Source organism: Pseudoalteromonas phenolica (assembly GCF_005886345.1).
Lineage (GTDB): Bacteria > Pseudomonadota > Gammaproteobacteria > Enterobacterales > Alteromonadaceae > Pseudoalteromonas > Pseudoalteromonas phenolica_A.
This window is the reverse complement of record NZ_PNEC01000040.1, coordinates 1-21,035: the sequence shown is the minus strand read 5'-3', so window position 1 is coordinate 21,035 and position 21,035 is coordinate 1. Positions and strand designations below refer to the sequence as shown.

The 21,035-nt window shown below is 40.5% G+C and carries 19 protein-coding genes; 2 read left to right on the top strand and 17 right to left on the bottom strand.

Annotation, left to right across the window (positions count from 1 at the left end; genetic code table 11):
* Positions 1-402: 402 nt before the first annotated feature.
* The 13 genes from CWB72_RS14075 to CWB72_RS20590 all read right to left on the bottom strand — a co-directional run bounded on the left by CWB72_RS14075 (position 403) and on the right by CWB72_RS20590 (position 14,842).
* Entirely contained in the window at positions 403-1,350 is a 948-nt protein-coding gene (locus CWB72_RS14075; protein ID WP_138632526.1) for a hypothetical protein, read from the bottom strand.
* Positions 1,351-1,378: 28 nt separating this feature from the next.
* Positions 1,379-1,525 carry a hypothetical protein gene (locus CWB72_RS20595; protein ID WP_165385575.1) on the bottom strand — a complete coding sequence of 49 codons (147 nt, stop codon included), beginning with the start codon at positions 1,523-1,525 and terminating at the stop codon, positions 1,379-1,381.
* Positions 1,526-1,683: 158 nt separating this feature from the next.
* Positions 1,684-2,166: a hypothetical protein gene (locus CWB72_RS14070; protein WP_138632523.1), complete on the bottom strand. Its 483-nt coding sequence runs from the start codon at positions 2,164-2,166 to the stop codon at positions 1,684-1,686.
* 9 nt (positions 2,167-2,175) lie between these two features.
* A complete protein-coding gene (locus CWB72_RS14065; protein WP_138632520.1) occupies positions 2,176-3,072 on the bottom strand; it encodes an immunity 49 family protein in 897 nt (298 codons plus the stop codon).
* A 126-nt stretch (positions 3,073-3,198) separates the two neighbouring features.
* Positions 3,199-3,393: a hypothetical protein gene (locus CWB72_RS14060; protein ID WP_138632517.1), complete on the bottom strand. Its 195-nt coding sequence runs from the start codon at positions 3,391-3,393 to the stop codon at positions 3,199-3,201.
* A 116-nt stretch (positions 3,394-3,509) separates the two neighbouring features.
* A complete protein-coding gene (locus CWB72_RS14055; RefSeq protein ID WP_138632514.1) occupies positions 3,510-9,314 on the bottom strand; it encodes a DNA repair ATPase in 5,805 nt (1,934 codons plus the stop codon).
* A gap of 215 nt (positions 9,315-9,529) precedes the next feature.
* The gene (locus tag CWB72_RS14050; RefSeq protein ID WP_138632511.1) at positions 9,530-11,692 is read right to left on the bottom strand and encodes a flotillin family protein; all 2,163 of its coding nucleotides are present in this window, start codon (positions 11,690-11,692) and stop codon (positions 9,530-9,532) included.
* 84 nt (positions 11,693-11,776) lie between these two features.
* A complete protein-coding gene (locus CWB72_RS14045; protein WP_130255952.1) occupies positions 11,777-12,379 on the bottom strand; it encodes a DUF1449 domain-containing protein in 603 nt (200 codons plus the stop codon).
* A gap of 36 nt (positions 12,380-12,415) precedes the next feature.
* Positions 12,416-12,748, bottom strand: a complete 333-nt coding sequence (locus CWB72_RS14040) for a hypothetical protein (protein ID WP_138632508.1) — start codon at positions 12,746-12,748, stop codon at positions 12,416-12,418.
* A gap of 5 nt (positions 12,749-12,753) precedes the next feature.
* On the bottom strand, positions 12,754-13,440 hold the full coding sequence (locus tag CWB72_RS14035; protein WP_058031981.1) for a PspA/IM30 family protein: 687 nt from the start codon (positions 13,438-13,440) through the stop codon (positions 12,754-12,756).
* Positions 13,441-13,454: 14 nt separating this feature from the next.
* Positions 13,455-13,865 (bottom strand): YjfI family protein, encoded by a 411-nt coding sequence (locus tag CWB72_RS14030; RefSeq protein ID WP_138632505.1) that lies wholly within the window; start codon positions 13,863-13,865, stop codon positions 13,455-13,457.
* A 198-nt stretch (positions 13,866-14,063) separates the two neighbouring features.
* On the bottom strand, positions 14,064-14,537 hold the full coding sequence (locus CWB72_RS14025; RefSeq protein WP_138632502.1) for an NYN domain-containing protein: 474 nt from the start codon (positions 14,535-14,537) through the stop codon (positions 14,064-14,066).
* A 146-nt stretch (positions 14,538-14,683) separates the two neighbouring features.
* Entirely contained in the window at positions 14,684-14,842 is a 159-nt protein-coding gene (locus CWB72_RS20590) for a hypothetical protein (protein WP_171037309.1), read from the bottom strand.
* 255 nt (positions 14,843-15,097) lie between these two features.
* On the opposite strand from CWB72_RS20590, the gene CWB72_RS14020 reads away from it, so the two are divergent.
* Positions 15,098-15,613 (top strand): RNA methyltransferase, encoded by a 516-nt coding sequence (locus CWB72_RS14020; RefSeq protein WP_138632499.1) that lies wholly within the window; start codon positions 15,098-15,100, stop codon positions 15,611-15,613.
* Between the two features lie 118 nt (positions 15,614-15,731).
* Here the strand turns inward: CWB72_RS14020 and CWB72_RS14015 are convergent, their stop codons facing one another.
* The 3 genes from CWB72_RS14015 to CWB72_RS14005 all read right to left on the bottom strand — a co-directional run bounded on the left by CWB72_RS14015 (position 15,732) and on the right by CWB72_RS14005 (position 18,274).
* A complete protein-coding gene (locus CWB72_RS14015; RefSeq protein ID WP_138632496.1) occupies positions 15,732-16,073 on the bottom strand; it encodes a hypothetical protein in 342 nt (113 codons plus the stop codon).
* A gap of 199 nt (positions 16,074-16,272) precedes the next feature.
* Positions 16,273-16,803, bottom strand: a complete 531-nt coding sequence (locus tag CWB72_RS14010) for a DUF6436 domain-containing protein (RefSeq protein ID WP_138632493.1) — start codon at positions 16,801-16,803, stop codon at positions 16,273-16,275.
* Entirely contained in the window at positions 16,793-18,274 is a 1,482-nt protein-coding gene (locus CWB72_RS14005; protein ID WP_171037308.1) for a methyl-accepting chemotaxis protein, read from the bottom strand. The genes CWB72_RS14010 and CWB72_RS14005 overlap by 11 nt, the downstream gene beginning before the upstream one ends.
* A 364-nt stretch (positions 18,275-18,638) precedes the next feature.
* Between CWB72_RS14005 and CWB72_RS14000 the strand changes: the two genes are divergently transcribed.
* Positions 18,639-19,664 carry a prolyl hydroxylase family protein gene (locus CWB72_RS14000; RefSeq protein WP_138632490.1) on the top strand — a complete coding sequence of 342 codons (1,026 nt, stop codon included), beginning with the start codon at positions 18,639-18,641 and terminating at the stop codon, positions 19,662-19,664.
* A gap of 209 nt (positions 19,665-19,873) precedes the next feature.
* Here the strand turns inward: CWB72_RS14000 and CWB72_RS13995 are convergent, their stop codons facing one another.
* Positions 19,874-20,662: a thioesterase family protein gene (locus tag CWB72_RS13995; protein ID WP_138632487.1), complete on the bottom strand. Its 789-nt coding sequence runs from the start codon at positions 20,660-20,662 to the stop codon at positions 19,874-19,876.
* Positions 20,663-21,035: the final 373 nt, after the last annotated feature.

Genomic DNA, 21,035 nt, shown 5'->3' with positions numbered 1-21,035 from the left:
TAACTTTTTGTCTCGGTTAATTTTTTATTGATCCTGAACTTGTTAGTCACCCTGAACTTGTTAGTCACCCTGAACTTGTTAGTCACCCTGAACTTGTTAGTCACCCTGAACTTGTTTCAGGGCCTACAAATAACTCACTGGATCCCGAAACCAGTTCGGGATGACCCGGATGTATATTGGAAAGTTACGTGATATAAAAATCAGACTCACAGAACGATTACACACCATATCGTGAACCTGTTAGTCATCCTGAACTTGTTTCAGGGTCTACACATAACTCACTGGATCCCGAAACCAGTTCGGGATAACTCGTGTGTTTATTGAGGAATCACTCCTTTAGGCAAACACGGTAACACCGACTTTATGTCGAGTTTCAATCTAAAGCGATTTTTAATTACGCTTCTAACTACCTTCAATCACGCGATTAAAAATATCGTCCTCATTAAAACCTTGCTCTTTCATTTTCTGAACCACTTTTTCAAGTAATGGGTCAAGAGTAAAAGGCTGCTGTTCAATTTCTAATAATGGATTGAGGTGACCAAAACCAGGATGAATAAACTCAGGGTTGTCTAGGCCCGACAAATCGCGAAGCTTAAGTAATAACAACGCCGAAGCAGGAATAAAGTCCCATTCGCCATTATCAAAATCAAAGTAGCCTTTGCTCGGTGGCGCGGCCGCTTGCACAACCTGATCATCACATAAGTTTGTGAGGTATTCAGTCACTTTATTTAAATCTGTGGTTGCCCAGTTTTCGATGATGTCATCATACTCAAACGGGCAATCTAGCGGCGCAAGCGCGCCGCCTTTATACCGATCGTAAAGTAAAATAATGAAGTCCATATGGCGGCCATGTAAGCGATTATGCCAGCCTTTTTGATACCCCTCAGAAAACATCTGAAACAAGTTATCAGTATGACAAGTCAACCCTAAAAGTGCGCTTTGCACAAGACAAAATACTTCACGACTTGTATAGGCTCTCTCACGCTCTCTACCAAAACGCATTGGGTAACGCTGTAAACTAAAATATTCTTGAGCCTTTAAAATAAAGTTATATGTAAAAGAACTCATTAGACTATTTGCAGCTATCTTATTTTGTTTAATGAGTTCTTCCCTTACACAAAGCTGATAGTAACGAGCTGATGCTGCTAATTCAGGATGTAAATACTCCCAAGGCTGAATAACTGGAGCTACACCTTCAGTCAATTCATCCTTTTGGGCTAATCCACTTACAGTGCAATAGTCTCGAAGAGCTTTTGACTTCTCTTCAAAATTAACCTGATAATTTAAAACATCTTTCCCTGTCCGTTTTTTCTTTCGTAAGAACTTTTCTAGTGATTTATTCATTGCCATGCTTGCTACTTAATTGGAGGAGTAAAATTTAATTTCCAAACTCAGATAACTGAGTAAACATTTGGTCTTCAGTGTGTAAAGACTGGCTAAATAACAATTTTCTGAGTTTTATTTGAATGGCTCTTTGCTCACCTTGTTCGCTATTAAACTCGGTATAGAATGCTCTGATATGCACAAACCCGCTGCCTAACTTTTAAGTGCTGTCTTTTTAACTACCTCAAAGTAAAACAAAAAGCCCACATATCGACTATTTATGCGATTAAGTTAACCCATTTAATAATCTTAAAAAAACATCTTAAACACGTTACCTTTGATAGTTATCAACTTAAGCCTTTACTGAATAGCCAGTGGTAGTATGTTCATTTGTTTTTCATCAAGATCTAAATATAAAAGGTTTAAAGATATAGTTTTATTTTCAACATGTTCTTTAAACTTAGCCATTAAGGTTGCATCTAGCTCGTCATAAAGTTCCATAGAATAAACAATTAATTTCAACCATTCAGATGAGCCTTGAAGAAACGGGCCTATGGCCATTCTATCGAGTTGAATATCTCGCCCCTCTTCGACTGTTTTTAAGCCAAATAACAAAATAAAGTCATCACCGTTGTCACCAATGGCAACCATATCGTTGTTATATTCACCGCCAAACCTGCCGGGGAGGATAGTTAAACCTTGCCTTGATGCAATGCTTTCAAAGAGGCCTGAGCGTTTAACAGCATCAGTTGAAAATTCATTCATTGGTAAAGATAACGCTTCAGATGGTTGCTCGTCTGCTTGAACTGATTGCTTGTCTTTTAAATTATCAAAAATTGTCATAAAAATTTCCTAGGGAAGCTTTTCCATGGGTTTTGAATTCAGTGTAATGTCTAAGTTATATTCACCTTGTGGCTTGGGTGTAAAAGGGGCAAACTCACCATCGAATGTTTGATATATGTCTAGCTCAGCCAACACATCAACTTCGCCCCGCGTATAGTCAGCTAATGGGTTAACTGCTATTAAATGAGCAGGATAAAGCGGCATATCAACATCTAGTTCATAGCCCGCCAATCTAGCCAACTTACCGTAGTAAAAGGCTGCAGCCGACATAAAGTGCTCTGAGCCAATGATACCATCTGCGCCGTTGCGGTTTTGCGCTACTTTTAAGCTGCACAGCGTTTGCAGTGCACTTTCCATTTCTGTTTTATTACCCTTAGCGAGAGCCAAATAAAAGGCATTGTCGGTTTGAAAGCGCTTCATAGTTCTGCCCGGCGGGTTTGCCAAAATATATTCAGCACGCTCACCTAGTAAGTCGAACTTTTGCTGCGCAGCTAATAGGTCTTGAAACGCTTGGAATTCAGTGGTGCCAACTCTATTTCGATTAATCCATTTTTGATGGGTGTTATACACTGGCAACACATGTTGGCTATGCCAATGTAATAGCTCAGCATTATCACTGAGCAATACCTCAAAGAGTGGAAACAGCCAGTTGCCATCATTTGGGTGACATTGCAAAAACAAAATATTCGACTTTGCCGAAAAATACGCATTGCGCCTCATGGCAACTTCGTCTTGCTCTATAAAGCACGCATAGAGAGCCAGTGTTCTGTAGCTGGTATTCAGAATTGAAGCACAGTTTTTTCTATTACCCTCACTGTTTCTCATGTAATTTAACGGCATTTGTAAATCAACACCGACTTTTAAGCGTTGTAACTGTTCTTGTCCAGTTTGTTGGCAAATCTTCATATTTTTACCTTTTTAAAAAAAGGGGCATTACCCCCTTTTGTTAATCACCATGGCTTTTAATGGGTACAAACCACAACTGTTTGGTATTGGGGTTAATCGCCGTTACCGCTTTGGTTAAATGGCAATTTAATCACCAAACTCAGATAGCTGAGTAAACGTTTGGTCTTCAGTGTGTAAAGACTGGCCAAATAACAATTTTCTGAGTTTAATTTGAATGGCTCTTTGCTCACCTTGGTCGCTGTTAAACTCGGTCTCATAAGCCTTAATATGCACTACAACGTTGTCTAGCTCTGTCACGTCTACCCAAGGCACATCGAACAAGGCTGATTTTTCTAAATTAACTGCATCAATAAATTAATGTTTAAATAGAGGCTCATTCTTTGATTAAATAAATCGTTTTGTAAAAACTCAGGGGCACTTGGCCCCTGAGTTTTGTATTACAGCATATACGGGTTGTTTGAACTACTGCCCTCTTCTTTGCTCGGCAAATGCTCTAACTGAGTGAGTTTGGCAAGAATGCCATCAAGCTTGCTTGATATTGCTGGGTCCAGCGCTTGATGTTTATCTAGGTGCTGAACAAAGCTTGGCAGTGTCACTTGTAGCAACTCAGTAAGTGCCGTTAATGACTGACCTTCGCTGCTTTGTTGTTGCGACTGTGCAGTATCAAACTGAGTATGCAGCCCCTCTAGCCTTTCAACCAGCTGGCTCAACACCGCACTATGTTGTTGCTCACTTTGCTGGGCTTGTTGCTCAGCATGTTGGTTAAGCTGTTTACTGTTTGCCTGTAAAGCCGCTTCAGCTTGAGACAGCCTGTGCTTGAGTGCATCAAATTGCGTGTTCAATTGCATGTCAAACTCCGCAGAAGCACTGGCTGCATTATGCGCTTTAAGCTCTTGCATGCCCTGATTAAGCGAGGTCACACCCTGTGCAATGGCCTTATTTAGCTGCGATGATGACTGAGCCTGACTCTTCACTAAGGCGTCTTGCAATGCTTGTAAGTCCGACGCCTTGGGTTTACCTTCGGTATTGGCAAGCAGCGCTTGGAAAACGTCGTTATAGTTATGACTCAGCTGGGTTTTATTCAGCTTATTAGCAATCACATTAAACGCCTGTGCAATGTCCACCAGCTTGTTGGCCGTAAGCTCACCATTTTGCTGACTTTGTGCAACTTGGTTTTGCAAGGTCTGATTAATACAGTTCAGACCCTCATTAATTGCCTCAGCACTCTGTTGGTTTTGCTGTGCGCCAATTAACTGCGCTAGCGCCTCTGAATAATCAAAGCTTAAAGTATCTTTGTTCAAGTTACCCGCAATCGCTGTCATAGCGTTATTTAATCTGGCTAACTCTTCGACAGCTAAGAGCGCCGGGCTGCCTGCATCATTCGCTCTGTTGAGTCGTTCATAGTCACCACAAATTTGCGCCCAACGTGATTGCTCTTCGGCCGTTAGCGTACGGCGGATGGTACCCAGTTTAAGCAAGTTTTCTTCACTGCCTTTACTGAGGGTTTGCGCTTCGCCACGGTAGTGATCACGAATAAGATTTTCGAGTTCATCATCGTTCATAGCTGCAACGACTTTTTCGGCCATCTTATTCATGTTTCGATAACTGCCTTGCAGTTTAAACGGTGGCTCTACGCGGTAGTCATTATCTTGTGCGGCAGAGGCAATATACTGGGCATTCACTTTTAATACGGTGTCGCGAATGGTCAGTAGTTTTTGTAGCACCGAGACAATTTCGTTGGCTTGTGCTTGTGAGTAACCGTACTCTAACTCGTTCAACGAGATATCTTCACCTTCGGCAATACGTACCAGCTTATATAAGTCTTCCATATTGCGATTTGCCAATGGCGCTAGTACGGCATTGGAGGTCAATGCGTTTTCTACAAAACTCATAGCAAATTCTTGCTCACACCCACTGAGCGTGTCACCTAGGTTGTAGATATCGGCACGGTTTGCCAACATGTCTGGGATCTTAAAGCTTTCACCTGACTCGGTATAGGGGTTACCGGCCATCACCACGGCAAATTTCTTACCGCGCAGATCATAGGTTTTACTGCGACCATTCCATACGCCATCAATACGACGAGAGCCATCACACAATGAAATAAATTTTTGTAAGAACTCAGGATTAGTATGCTGAATATCATCGAGATACAGCATGACATTATTACCCATTTCAAAACTTTGGTTTATCTTTTCTATTTCTTTGGCTGCGGTGGCATTAATGGCCTGCGATGGATCGAGCGATACTTGATCATGCCCTATCGACGGACAGTTCACTTTCACAAAGGTTAAACCTAAACGGTTTGCCACATACTCAATTAATGTGGTTTTACCATAACCCGGTGGAGAAATGAGCAGCAGCATACCCATTAAGTCGGTACGCTTATTACCACCTGAAGCACCAATTTGCTTGGCGAGGTTATCACCGATGATCGGAAAGTAGACCTTATTAATCAGCTGATTTCGAACAAATGAACTCAGCGGTTTTGGCTTAAACTCATCAAGCTGTAAACGCGCTTTTTGGGTCGCTAAAATATCACTCTTAAGTGATTGGAATGCAGAGAAGCCAGTCACATGCTGCTCAATATAGGCATTAGTACGGGCAAAGAATGCCGCATAATCAAGTTGTAGGGTTTGATCTTGAATCGTACGATGCTGTCCCATTAAACCCGTTACTTGCTCAGATACATTGGCATCGTGAGCATAAAACCCTGCCAGTTTGTCATTGCTCAGCAACACCATAGTCGCCGCTTCAAGGGCGATGTTGATGTTAAATGTGCTGATTTGGTCATTACTTTGCGTTTGGCTGTTTTGCGAATAAGCCACTAACCAACTGAATAATAATTTGGCTTTGTCACTCACATTGCTTGCCGCTTTTAGAGCATTTTGTAACTCGCCCCAAAAGCCTTTGCTTTTCGCGCTGCTTTGGAACTGCTCAGCTAAGTTTTTAACTTTACCTGACACAATAAACTTTGCTTCAGTGTGCTTTTTAGCTAATTCATCTAATAGATATTGCGCACTTAACTGCAGCGAAAAGTCATTAAATACCGTACAAATATCCGCAATTTGTTCTGAATACGCTTTAATGTCGTCAGCTAATTGCTGAATTTGAGCATTATAAAAAGCGGCATCATTAAACATGGTCTGCATTAAATGCGCTTGCTTGGCTGACTGCTGCAATGCTGTAAACGCTTGTTTTGACAGTTGCACTGCATAAAGCTGCGCAACAATCCGTGAACCAACCGGATAAATCAGTAAATCTAAAGCCCGCTTTTGCACTAATAGATTCGTTAAAATCGCGCACGCATCATGATCATGAATGCCCTTTTCGTATCCTTCTTGATACCTTGGCTCGGCAAATTTTTGTACCAAAGTCAGCAATTCATCTTTTTGAACCGCCTCATTCAATACATCAAAGTTTAAGCCTTGCTCACCTTTATTTGCGCATGCCAAAACCTGAGCGGCCAAATATTCACCACGATAAACATCGGCATTTTCAGAAACAAGGTTTTGCTCCCAATAGGCTTTGCCCGTTTCAAGCTGCGAACGAGTTGCTTGATCTGGAATTGGCTCAAAATACTCAGTCCCAGTAAGGTGTAACATTAAGGTATCGTCACGAGGCAAGAGCGTTAAATCAAGTGCTTGTTTATTAACACTAAAACCGTGCTTGCCTATGTTTACAAGGTTGCCGCCTTGTACATAAATGTCTTGTTTATCACGTAGGGCACGAATGCCCTGATCTTTACATGACTTCAGCTTAGATAAAATATCATCTGCTTTAATTTCATCGCCAATCTCTTGCAGCTCTTGGGTTAACCCGCGTAGCTTGCTGATCATCGGATCTGACGCAAAGTAACTGTTGATCTGTTCAAGCTCAGTAAAACTTTGCGAGCGTCGAGTCACGCCTTGTAAAATACGTTCAGCGGCATTAGCAATGTTTAAAGCTCTGCGCTGGCGCTCTTCCATCAACTGTTGTTTATGCGCTTCAAAGCTTTCGTATACATCGTCACGCTTAGCCATGATCTCAGCTAAGTATTCGTCGTACTCGCTAAAGTGAGACTCAAGTTCTTCTAACTGAATTAATAACCGCGACAGTTGTTCGTCACACTGTTCTGGGGTTTTGGCATTGTTTAAGCTGCTGGTAATACTCTGGCTAAAGAGTTTAAAGCGCGCCGAAAACTCCGCTTTGGCTTCAACAGAGCCTAAGCTCTTGCGGCGAATTTCAATGCTTGCTTTGGCACGATTAACCAGACCATAAACACCACTGACATCTTCAAGAATTTGCGTACGCACTCGACTGTCTTCGATGTCTAAATCGAGCATGGTGTGGTTAAGTAAGTCGAGCTCTTCGCTTAGCGTATCTAGCTGAGCTAAATAGCCATTTAATTCAGTCACTGCCTCGCTTTTTTCAGAGGCAGCAGTGAGCGCATCAAGCTTGTTATTATAAGGTGCAAGCGCCTTGTCTTGTTGTAAAAACTGCGCCGTTGCTTGACTGAGCTGTGCGGTTTTTTCATCAACGGTTTTAAGCTCAGCTTTTAAACCTACAAGGTCAATGTATTTCACCTCTTCAAGGCTGATGATTTTGCCTTTTAATAGCTTTAATGCATCTAACCCAGCTACAAATTCACTGGTTAACTTAAAACTATCAGGGCGAATATCGCGTAAGGTGTCGACCACAGTTTGCTTTATATCAGCAAGAGACTTTAACGCCGTTTCTTGAATTTGTTTTACTTTTTCAAATTCATCAAGCACCTGCTCTGAGGTTTCAAAAATCTCATGTATCAGCGCGGTGAGTGCCTCGAAATCGGCTAACCAATGATATCTATCAAGCACACTCCGTGCTTGTGCGATTAAGGCTTCATAGTGGTTGATATTTGGGTTTTGTTCACTGATGGCTTTGCAAACCGAGTATAAGTCTGAAATACCACGAACTAAGTCTGGGTTACCTATTTTGCCTAGTATGCTGGTTGGTGCTGGCGCATTTGCGGCAAATTCGACAGAGCAAAATGGGCTTTGCCAAATTTGAATGGGGTGAACACGCTCAGCTTCTTCTTTGTCTGCTTTGAAAGTCAGCGTTAAACCATCGTCATACACCCCATAACCATGACAGTAGATTGGGTTTTGTAGATTCTTTTCTATTAGGTTATAGGCAAAGAGTGCGTAACGGCCTTCATTTGGCTCGTAAAACACATACAATACATCTTCACCGTTAGGTGATTTAACCTGACGATGAAACTCTAGTTTCTCGATTTGATCATCAAAGTAGCGCGTTTGACCTGACTGAAGATAATATCCACCCGGAAAAATAATACCGTGGTCATCTGGTAATTGAATACAGGCATCGCCAATGGCATCTTGACGAGTAACCGCCTCAGTACGGCAATTGAAAATAAAGAAGCGCCAATCTTTTTCACGGTACGGCTGCACTTTAAGTAAGATCAATTCACCCACTTGAGAGTATTCAAGCTCACAATCGGCCAATGACTGATTTTTATCTTCAACAGGTTCTGAATAGATCCCCTCACCACTATCGGTGTTATTTTCGACTTTAATGGTTAAGTCGCCACCTGTGGTTTCGACAAAAATTTTGTCGAGTACGTTAATATGACCAAAACGCCCTTCAACGTGATCGGCACGGTCGGTTTTCACCCATTCAAAGTCGTAGTCTTGCTTATCTTGTAAGTCTCGCTCACCGCGATTGTCGATATACTCAAGGGTGTTATCAGCTGCGATTTCCCAACGAAAAACGCGGACATCAGTGAGCTTTTCACCGATTTGGAAGCAAGCAAACACTTTGCCCGCTTGTTGGAATAAATGCTGTAAACGGGTTTCTTTGTAGTAAGTGTAAAGCTCTTCAAAGTCTCTTAAAAAACGTGGATTAGTGAGAAACTTAGTTTCGCTTGGATAAGGCTCTACTTCATAGTGATCGTCCTGCTCAACCAGTTTTTGAACAGTGAAGACATCACTCACATGAATATTTTTCTTTAGTCCCAAGAATACGTTGTAAGCAAAAATAAGTTTATCGCCAATTAAGACAATGTCTCTTGGAATACAGTTGTGCTCTGTACGTACACGAGCACGGCCTTTTACTTTCAGCTCAGTACTACCAAAGGTATCAACGCGTTGTTGGTTTAAATCATCGGCGAGAGAACGTAATTGTGTACCTGAGTTACTCAATCTACGTTTAATTAAGTCATAGGAGCCCTGTTCGAGCGCAGCTTCATTTGCTGGATCTGCCATAATCTCTTTGTCCTAATAATCTTTAAAGAAGTTGCCCTCAAAAAAAGGGCAAAGTACGTGTAACAAGTGAAGTGTTGTCGTAGCTGAGTATGTGTCGCCGTAAACGACGACCTACAATTGAAACCCTATTAGCCTGTAGGCCAGTGTTTAGCCCAACCTACATCGTTTGCACAAAAGCATTTTGTCTAGGGTAAATCACTCGCTACTAAGCTGCGCTAGTCTTGCTTTTCAACTTCTTTGGCATTGCCGTTTAACAATGAGCCGCCTAACATACCTAATAATTGCTGCTTTTCTGTCTCTGATGAGTTACTAAGCTGTTGCATGAGTTTGCTCATGCTAAGGTTTTTCATTGTTTCTGACGACGCGTTCGCACCCGCTAACACCCCTTTTAGGTCATCCATGATGTTTCTGTCACCGTTTAAGTGATCTTTAAACAAAGTTTGAACTGTTTGGCTTTCATCGACTAAACCATCGATTGATTTACCTACCGTAATGGCTTTCATGAACTGGTTGAAGAACTGGCCGTCACCACCCATGATGTTGATATCTGCATTACCCAATGTCTTAGATAAGATTTCAGCTTGGTTCGCTGCAATGTCTTTTTCAATGTCTAGTTTCGCAAGCGTTAGCTCTTTTTGCTGATTCAGCTGTAACGTGAAGCTCTCGTAATCACGCGCATCTTGATCCATGGCATTCAGCGCTTGTAGTTTCTCTTCTAGACCTTTCGCTTCTGCTGACATTCTGCGTTCAAGGTTGATTGCTTCTGCTTCACCTTGCTTCTCTATTGCTTCTGCCATGGCAGTCTGTACTTGTGCATCTGCAAGGCCAATTTCACGCTTACCTTCAGCTTCTGCTTCAAGTTTCTGGCGCATCACGACTGCTTCAGATTCACCAATGTTACGTTTACCTTCTGCCTCGGCAGCTAATTTTTGTTGTAACACTCTTGCGTCTGTTTCACCTTGTAAAGCGCTTGCTTCTGCTTTCGCTTTAATAACATCAGCTTCTGCAAGACCAGATGCGGCAATCTCTACTTTTTCAGCTTCGGCTAAAATCTTCTTAGATTCAGCTTTTTGGTTTGCAATGCGAAGCTCAGCTTCTGCCATTTTCTCTTGCTCACGCGCTTTAAATTCAGCCGCTTGTTCTTTGGCTTTAGCAGACTCGATATCTTTAACCAACGCTTCTTCAGCTTCTGCACGAGCTCTGATAACAATCGCTTCTTTTTCACGCTCAGCTGCAGCAAGAACTTGTACATCTTTGATACGCTCTTGCTCTTCAGCCACGGTTTTTTCAACCGCGACGCGATCACGACGTACATCTGCAATTTCTTTTTGCTCAACTTCTAGCGCTTTTTCTTTATTAATACGCAAGATAGAAGTTTCTTTTTCGCGCTCAATGGTTTCAATTTCGCGTGCTCTGGCTACTTTTTCTTCTTCAATCGCAAGCACACGTAAACGGTTTTGCTCAGCGATATCGATCTCACGCTGTTTATTTTGCTCTGCAATTTCTAACTGCTCGTCAGTTTTCAGTTTTGCTTCTTCGGCTTTTAAGCGCTCTTCTTGTTTAACACGCTCAGCTTCTGAGGTTTCACGCGCACGCACGGTTTCAATTTCACGTTGTTGTTTAGCTTGTGCATCTTCTTTTTGACGTTCAATTTCTAGTGATTTCTCAAGTGCCTCTTGGTTTTGGATCTCGATTTGCGCTTTCTCATCACACTTCAACTGATTAGTTTTAACATTCTGCTCTGCGGTTTTTTCGGTGATACGGCGAATACCTTCTGCATCAAGAATATTATTAGGGTCTAGTTTATTGATTGAGGTTTGCTCAAGATAATCAATGGCAACGTCTTCAAGGGTATAACCAGATAAATCTTGACCAATGACTTCTTTGATTGAATCACGGAACTCATTACGGTGAGTAAATAGCTCTTCAAAGTTCATTTGTTTGCCCACTGTTTTTAGGGCTTCTGAGAATTTAGCTTCGAATAGTTCTTGTAACGTTTCTGGCTGAGAAGCGCGTTCACAACCTACTTGCTTTGCAACGCGAAGAATATCGTCTTTGTTTTCGTTGACGCGAATATAGAAGGTAATAGCAATGTCTGCACGAATATTGTCTTTACAGATCAGGCCGCTATTTTCACGGCGCTCTAGCACCATGCGCTTGGTTGAAATATCCATCACTTCCATTTTGTGAATAACCGGGTAAACAATGCCGCCTGTGGTGGTGACATCTGGCTCATTTTTCATTTTATTGATGATCAGCGCATGGCCCTGATCTACTTTACGGTAGAACTTACCAACAATCATAATAACGGCAAAAATAACCGCGATCGCAACGCCGACAACTGTTAAAATCGGTCCTAAATTATTGAGAAATTCCATGTTTTCTTCCTAAGTTGTGTTTTCTTGACTGGCATAAATCCAGTCTATTTTCCCAAGTGTTTAATTTTGTGTTTTAGAAGTGTGTTACCAAGGCTTTTCAACCACGGTGTAAGTGTTAGCAACATCATTGTGTTCAATTAACACCGCAATATCACCCAGCGAGAAGGCCTTCTCTTCATCACATCTAATTTCTATTAATTGCTCTGTACCATTGATTTGAACTTTGCCCTGACCAAAGCTTGTAGTGACCTTGCCTGTCGCGATGACACATTCCAGACCAATAAAATCGCTCTTAGACGCAGCCTCTTTACTTTGAAAGAACTTACGCAACGGTTTTACTAATATGGCTGTAACAAGGAGTGAGACAAAAAAGCAGCCCAGCATCATGGCAATACCCAGCACATAGAACATAACACCATCACCTAATAAGTAGGCAAAGAATTTGTGTGCATAGAAGCTACAGAACCAACTAATTACAATCGCTAAACTTAGCGACACGGTCAGTGGTACACCGCCGAATCCCAATGAGCCAGTATCTGACTCACCGACATCCACATCGACATCACCTTCAAGCATGTCAATATCGGCAAACCCCAATAAGGCAATTAACCAAAAGCCAATCACTATCAGTAACAAAGTACTGAAAATGGCCGTGGGGAAAGTGAGTGCAATGTTAAAAAATTCCATAAGTTCCCTGTATTTAGTAATTTCTAGAGGTTAGTTTTATTTGTTTTGCTCTGTAAGTTGGATTAGTAAATCAGCCACTTGTTGCTTGATTAGGCGCTTTTTACGTGCTTCATCAGGCTCAGCAATACCGAACTGTGCTCCAAGTTGATTTAGCTCTTCATCGCTTAAGTTAAAACTCAAACGTTGTCGGGTCTTTTTTGATTTGACTTCAAGACCAAGAATTCGGCGGATCATGTCTGAGGGAGTAACTTCGTCGTCGATCGCCTGCTTCTTGATATATTTTTGCACCTCTGAACTGAGGTCAAAGGCAAGTTGAGTTGCCCTGACCGCGCGCTCCTGCTTTTGCCAAGTATCCTTCTTGATGTTCATGGTATTTAACTATTTTTTTTCGCTTTAATGCGGGCAAGAATGTCGGCACTGCTATCATTGGTTTCACCAATACCGGCGGCCTTCATTTTCTGTTCTAATGATTGCGCTTCATCGGCAAGCTCTCTTTCAGCAGCCAATCTGTCTTGACGATCAGCTTGGCGCTGTTTGATTCGTTCAAGAGATTCTTTTGCCGAAGCCATTGAAGAATCCCCTGCAGTCAAAGTATCGCTCACAGCTAATGTTGCTTGCTGTACACTCTCTGTGGTCTTAACAATACTCAGTTGGCGCTGATTTTCTTGTAGTTGCTTTTCAGCATCTTTGATCTGTTGCTTCAATGACGCAATATGCTGTTGGTACTGGCTTAGAGTGGGGGATTGTGCAGCCTTTTCTTCTTCAAACTCAGCAATTTTACCAGCAATTTCTAATGCTAATGGCTCTTCGCCTTTGTCGAGTGCTTGAGAAGCAAATTCTTCATGTTGTGCAATCTTATCTTCTAAGGTTTTGATATGACGCGTTAACTGCATTTCTTTAGCCATAACTTCGGTTAAATTACGTTTGGCAGCGGTAATAGCTTCTTTGCCCTCATGGATCTCTTGTTCAAAAATGCGAATGGCATTGGCATCAACAATGCTTTCACCTGCTTCACGAGCGCCACCCTTAACTGCTGTAAATAGTTTTCTTAACATGCTCATAATTAACTCTCCTTTTACTCGACAAAGTATTCGCTAACAGCTTCTAATGCATCAATAGCATTACCAGATAAAGTCACTATTTCATGACTTAGCTGCTCAAAAGTGGAATTGGTAGACAAAGCACCAAAAATGGCGACTTTATTATCTATTTTCGCAAATGCACTGAGTGGCATTGGCACATTTAAACGCAGCAAGGTGTCATTTAACTCTGCGCGTAACTCAGCTTTGACTTCTTGCTCTTCAAACAAGTAACAAATACACAAAACTTGCTCATCGGTTTGAGTAACAAAAATAGGTAACTCATCGTTGTCATCAACAATGACTTGCAGCACATCTTGACCAGTGCGATTGATAAAAAATGATTCGAAAGAAGCACCATCGGCTTCTTGCTTAGAAAGTTGTAGGGCGAGTTCATTGAGATCCATGTTCGCGATTCCTTAAATTTCTTTATCCTAAGAAAATAGCAACAATACTTTTGTCGATTGCTGCATCCTTGTTTCTCAAATTCGCACAATATGACATATTATGTCAATGCTTTTTTTATGAACAATTGAAGTTTAATTTTTACGCTTTAATGTAAAGTTAAGAATTTTTACTCTAGAACTGATCTAATTATTAGAAACCTATAGTAACCACTTACTTTCGATTGGAATAAACTGACTCGAGCTATTAATCAATGAATTCGCTGTAAGTTGCTCAACCCCAATCGCCCATGTTTCGATACCATATTTAGCCGCCACTTTTTGCATCAATAAATCAAAATCACCGTCGCCCGAAAGCAAACAAATCACGTCTGCATCTGGTGCATGCTCTAGCACATCTATGGTGATCCCCACATCCCAATCACCTTTCGCTGAGCCATCTTTTCGCTGAATAAAAGGTTTGAGCTTTACATTAAACCCTATGTGTTTGAGGGCTTTTTGAAACTTGTGCTGTGAGTCGTCGTTTGGGGCTATGGCGTAGGCGTTTGCAAGAGTAATGTCGCCTTGCTCAGATAAAAACTGCCAAACTTTTCGGTAATTGAGTTGGCGTGAAAACGCATCTCGTGTTGTGTAATAGATGTTTTGCACATCGACAAAAACAGCGATTTTTTTCATTTGGCGCTCATAGCAATTTAAAACCCCATGCTAACCAAAAAATTAAGTAGTTAAAACCAAAAGAGGCTCAGTTACCTAAGCCTCCAAGCTATTATGTATTATTCACACATTTTAAAACGGTTTGTAAAAACACAATCTCTGCCATTTCAACATAAAATAGCTCCTGTTCTACAGTCTGCTTTATTTGTTGGCAAACAATCAGGATTATCTGAATCTAAATATCCACCAGCCACATTTGGGGTTGCGGCATTAGAAAGTACTTTTTCAGATGTTAGGTTTTTTAATTTCTTTTTGTTCAGTTTCATAGTAAATATCCTTTTAGTGCCGTTATTGGCAAAAAAGTGCAATGAAAAAGCACTAATCAAGCAACCCCCAAGTAAGAACAAGAAATTATAAAACAGGGTAAATTCAAGTAATTTAGTGCTATTGAGTATTCATAATTAATGACTCAATCACACTATGCAATTTATTAGCCTTAACCTAAGCTCAGGTTAAGTTAGAGAAAATATCTTCAGAAAGGTTTATACTGCGTCGATTTTAGTTATCAATTTAATGTCATTATGAAAGATCAACATTCACCTTACTGCGCCATCGGCTTATTCAATCCTAAATCACCGACGAATGTTGGCGGTATTATGCGTGCAGCTGGCTGTTATGAGGCCAATGAGGTGTTTTTTAGTGGTAAACGTTATGCCATTGCCGCAAAACATCAAACCGATACTAAAAATGTCAGTGAGAAAATACCGCTTACTCAAGTCAATGATTTAACTCAAGCCGTTAGCCAAGGCATTCCTATTATCTGTGTTGAGCTCGTGGAAGGCGCAACGCCACTGCCTTTATTTCAGCACCCAGACCAAGCACTGTATATATTCGGTCCAGAAGATGGCAGTTTGCCACAAGAGGTTGTCGATAAAGCCAGTGCCGTCGTTTATATGCCAACCACTGGCTGTATGAACCTAGCCGCCACGGTTAATGTGCTTTTATATGACCGCGCAGCAAAACACACTCAGCAGTTTAATAAACAGCAAATACTCGATTCACGAGATAATAATAATCGCTTGAAATTTAAGGCTTAACTTTAAGGTTCAACTAAGTCTGTTGGGCTCTCTCTTGCAAGAAGCGTGATGAAGCGTTTTAAGTTGTGACTTCTTGCAAAAAAGTGGCTTCATTGTGGTTCAGCTTAGATTTGAATGGTTAGTCATCTTGCATCCATTCAGGCATATCGTAGGTATAATCAATACTAAATTGGCCATCAGGATATAAAGTGAATGTGAAGCCCCAAATTTTATCGCCTGTGGTTTCAATTAAGTTATCTTTTAAGAAACTAGCTGCATTTTGAAGATCTGCTTCAGCTTCAAAAGAAATATCATCAATCGTTGGCATATACACTTCATTGTTAAAATACCTGTTTGCTTGACGACCTATAAAACCATCATCTAACTCAATAATTAGTTCAAGCTTGTCAAATACTTCATCTTCTGAAAAGTGTATATAGAGTATATTCGCGGCCTTGTTATATGCTTCTTCTGTATTCATAAAATAACCCAAACCGCTACCGGCTTACTCACTAAATCTATCTTTTTTAGTAGCTTACTTTAACCTCATAACTATACAAAACTATATGACTCAGAAAAAAACACTTTATTCATATTGCTGATTTAAAATTGATAGCAACTTGAAAAACTTTTATACATAAATTCATACATGATGCACCTACATGGATAAAATCTGTTATTTAGGTACTTAGAGCACAATAACACCCTTGGCTTTGTGAAATCACTGTTGCACCTAGGTTTCGAGCTTGCATTTTTTTAATAAATGGCTCCACTAAACCATTGCCTTGTGTACAAAACATACCGGATGAATAGGGCCCCAAATACCTCAACCTCCCCTCTTCATCCACAACTGCCACCGCAGGCACAGACGGGATAGAGCGTCTCAATTCAGGATTCGCCGATAGATTAATTTGGATATTCCGAAAAGTCTGACGCTCTGCTAATTTTTCTACTGAGTCGATATGGCCCTGCGCAACTGTTTGGCAAAAACAGTTATCTGTTCGAAAATGAAATACCGTGTTGACGAGATTGGCCTCGACGGTTTGTAATTGTCTCAAAAACAGCTCATCGAACTTCGTTTCTAATGCCGCTTGATGAAGGTGATTGTTTGGATCGAACGGTTTTAATTTACTACTCGAGGCATAAAGGACTGCCAATAATAAACTGACAGTCCAGATTAAAAATATAATTGTCGCTCGGTCAAACTTCAAACCGCTGCATTTCCTTGTTTAAACTTTTAATTTGCAACTGCATTTGTTCAAATTTTTCACCGACTTCAGCTGAGGCAGTTTGTAAGTGTTTAGAATTGATCGCTAGCGAATGCGTCGACTCAGAAATGCTGTCTGAGACACTGGTCTGTTCATTAGCCGCGCTGGAAACAGACGCCATGTTATCGACAATGCTTTGTATACTTTGCACTACACCACTCATCATTCCTGATGCTTCATTGGCTTGCGTCACAGTACTTTTTGCTTGGTCTAAACATTTTGCCATTTGTTCTACTGAGCGCGATGCTTCGGCCGTTAATGAAGCTGTTATCTCGCTGATTTGCTCGGCATTTTCGCGAGTTTTCATTGCTAACTTTCTTACTTCGTCTGCCACCACGGCAAAGCCGCGACCATGCTCACCCGCTCTTGCTGATTCAATTGCTGCATTCAATGCCAATAGATTAGTTTGATCCGATATAGATTTAATAGCATTCATCACCTCTTCTATCTGATTACACTTACTTGCCAGTTCGCTAATAGTATTTGAAGTACTGGCTAGTTCTTGTGTCAGATCATCAATATTCTGGCCTGAACTGTCGATAATGGCGCGAGTTTTATCTGTACTGGTAAAGGCATCATTGGCGTTTTCATTGGCACTACTCACTTGTTCAACTACGTTTCCGCTAGCAACTGTCATCTCTTCAGTGGCCGTCGAAATATGACTTATTTGACTACTATTGTCATCACTGGCTGTTTGAACTTCAGCTGTGAGCCTTGATACTTCGTCAGCCATACCTGATACCGAATCAGATACTTGCTTTGCTTGATTTATCAGCCCTGAAAATGAAACTATTAATTGATTAAAATCGGCCAACTGTTCTGAGTCACAGGCTACATAACTGGCTAAATCAAATTTACCGTTATCAGCCAAAATTGATTTTACATTTTTAGATAGTTCATGAGCCGCAATAGCTTCTTCATGAGCGTGCTTGGCAACAAACATTAATACTCCCGCTTCAACCAAAGCGAACACAGCGTGGATCATTAAGATATAGAAGAATAAATGGCCTTCTTCGAAAATGAAGACGCCAGCACCTTGCACTTGCATGAAAAAAAACAATATGTGATGAACTGCAACAAACGCCACACTGGCTAAAATCACTTTCCAGTCTCGATAAAAACTCAAAAAAGCCAGTACGACAAATATCTCGAAGTGAAGCTCAGTTAAGCCCATGGTTTGTTGTATGTGTAATGCAGCAAACACTTGCACAGCAACACCAACACTGTAACGAGTAATAGAAGCGTTTGGCGCAGTTTTTATTAAAAAGAAAGGTAAAGCTAATGTAAAAAGGCCTATTACAATAGCTTCAAACCATGTTTGAGTAAAAGCAGCTATAAACAGAGACAAGGCAAACTGCGCGACAAGTACACCCGAAAAAACCCCATTCGCTTTATTGATCCAAGGGTAGTCCATTGTGCTCTCCAAAAAGTGGCTAATCTCAATAAGTATAAGCTACGTTTTTTGAAAGTGCTTAAGATCGCCTTACATTGAAGTTTAATAAATGTTTTGACAACATATCAACTTACCCACTAAACGGTTTACCCAGCTTAGAAATTCAATTTATTGCTTAGAAAAACCTATATAGAAGCTTTATGCCAATTTAATACCTTTGCAAATTAGGTCAGAAACATGATTTATTGACCTGTTCATGTATTACCTTTACTCTGCCAACCTAAAGTAGTAATAAACATGAGTGTTACTGCAAGAGATCATAACAAAGCTGGGTTGATATATAACAGGTTCAATCTAACAAACAAAAAAACTCTCGGGGATTACAATGACTTCATACTGTACTAACACACAAATAAATAAAAGTGTGTCTCTTTTAGGTGCGCAACCTGAAAAAGCATTAGCTATTATGCCCCAGGACTTATCTAGCATAGATGCTGAGTCACTTTATTTATGGGCATTCAGAGCCAGATTTCATGAACAATTAAAGCTTAAAGCTGAAGAGTGTCTGTTAGTAGCTGCGCAAACAGGTTACCTTCCTGCAGTGGTAATAATAGTTTCATACTTGTACAGGAATGGTTATGAAAAGCATGGCTATAACTACCTTAAAATGTTCTCTAATAATATTTTTATTAATAACCTACTTAAAATGCTTAAACCACAAGCTAGCATATCCCACGATTTAGAACTCTTCAGCCTTTCTGATCCCATACTCCCGGAAATGGAGCTAATAAATAAAGAATTAGGCTTAAAAAGTATAAAAAATTTCATTTGTGAGTTTGATTCAGTTTGGCTTGCACTAAGGGCTAATAATGAGCTTGAGCCTTCATATATTATTGATAGAACAACAGGACAAAAACGTTTAGATAAAGTTCGCACTAGTTTAGGCTGTCAGATAAAGCCGTCAGAAAATGATTGGTTAATATTAGATTTACAATACCGAATTGCAAAAGCAATAGGGGCTCGTTTACCTCAATTAGAAATCAATAGCTTTTTACTTTATGCACCTGGGCAAGAATATAAGTCTCATTATGATTATTTTGATCCTCGCTATGAAGGAAGTGACTCGCATTTACAAAATGGAGGCCAGAGAACCAGAACAGCGTTAGTATATTTAAACGATACATACTCTGGTGGAGAAACCGAATTCCCAAAAGTAAGCCTCTCATATAAAGGCTCTGCCAAAGAGCTAATTGTTTTTGACAACTTAACTAAGTCTGGTGAACTAAATCCCTTAACATTACACCGTTCAGTGCCGATTAAAAATGGCCACAAATGGATTGTTAATCAATGGGTTAGAGAGGGTGAAACTCTTTATTATAGTAAAGCTAAAGAGTTTGAGTTATTACCTTAAAAAAGCATATTATTACAATTAAACGCCAATTAATTCATTTATAAACTTTGAGTCTGTTAATGGCTTTTAATATTTTCACCCTATAATTATTAGCTAAGTCACGATTACCAATGAATGCAGGTTTATAAATAATAAACTTGCATTCCCGGTTTTTTCACTGCCATAAAGCAAGCCATTTAGTTTTTGATATCAAGTCTTACCTTTTCTATTTAAGCAAAAACAGCGACGGTTTGTCGGCTCAGTGCCAATAGCTCTCCATCAGGGTGCCAAATTTTAGCTTCTTCAATGGCGTATCCATCAGCACTATTATGTGTCACCGCTTCAAAACCAAACCACTGGCTCTGTTCTAATTGCACCGGCTTTAAAAATTCGATGTACCAGCTCATAGTACTTGCAGGCGCTGGACGAGGATACATTTGCAACATAGTGGGCGGCCATGCATCGCTCAATGCCAGTAATTGCAGCTCATTTTGAGAACCTTCATGCTCAGCAAAACGCATCCAACCACCTAAGTGAGATGTCATAGCGCCTGTAAATGGCATACCTCCTTGTTGCAAGCAAATCTCAACATGCTGAAAAAATTCCGGCGTCATATTTGGAATATAAGGAATGCGTTGCTCAGCATTAGGCGCGACTAGTTGGTGGGTTTCATTATTATTAACCAGTAATTCAGACTTACGAGATTCACCAAAACAAAATTGCGCAAGCACACAGGTGTTGCCGTCTTGTTCAATACGGGCTAATACTTGAGAGGCACTTTTACCTTCCCGTAACACTTCGACTTTAATATCGAACGGCTGCTCAGCAATCAGCGGACCAATAAAGTTGGTACTAATAGATAAGACTCGACGGGTTGGCTTTACAACTTGCTTTACTGCTTGAAAAAGGAGCGCCCCAGACACGCCACCAAATGCGGTACGGCCTTGGCACCAAGAGCTAGGAAGGACAAGCCCTGACAGCCCTTGTTCTAATTGCGAGAGGACAGTTTGTAAGTTCATAGTAAAAACCTAAAGTGGAAATCAGATAAAGTGTATGTGTTTTTTATATCACAGATAAACTGGTACGACCACATTCAAGTTTGATATTTCCTTATGCTTTTTTCTGAATTTCAGGCTCTTATAGTACACACTAAAAATACTACTCAACCATATATAAAATTGCATTTTGCACAATTAAATACAGTATTTTTATTAGACTAATTCTAAAAAGTTAAAGTTAAAGTTAAAGTTAAAGTTAAAAATGAAGTTATGGAGTGAAGAATAACTTTGCCATAAAGGCTCCACTTTATTTTAATGTGTTTTTTATAAGAACACATGAAAGTTAAGCAAACCCCTTTAGCGACTCACAAAGTATTTAACCTGAGCTGCGCAT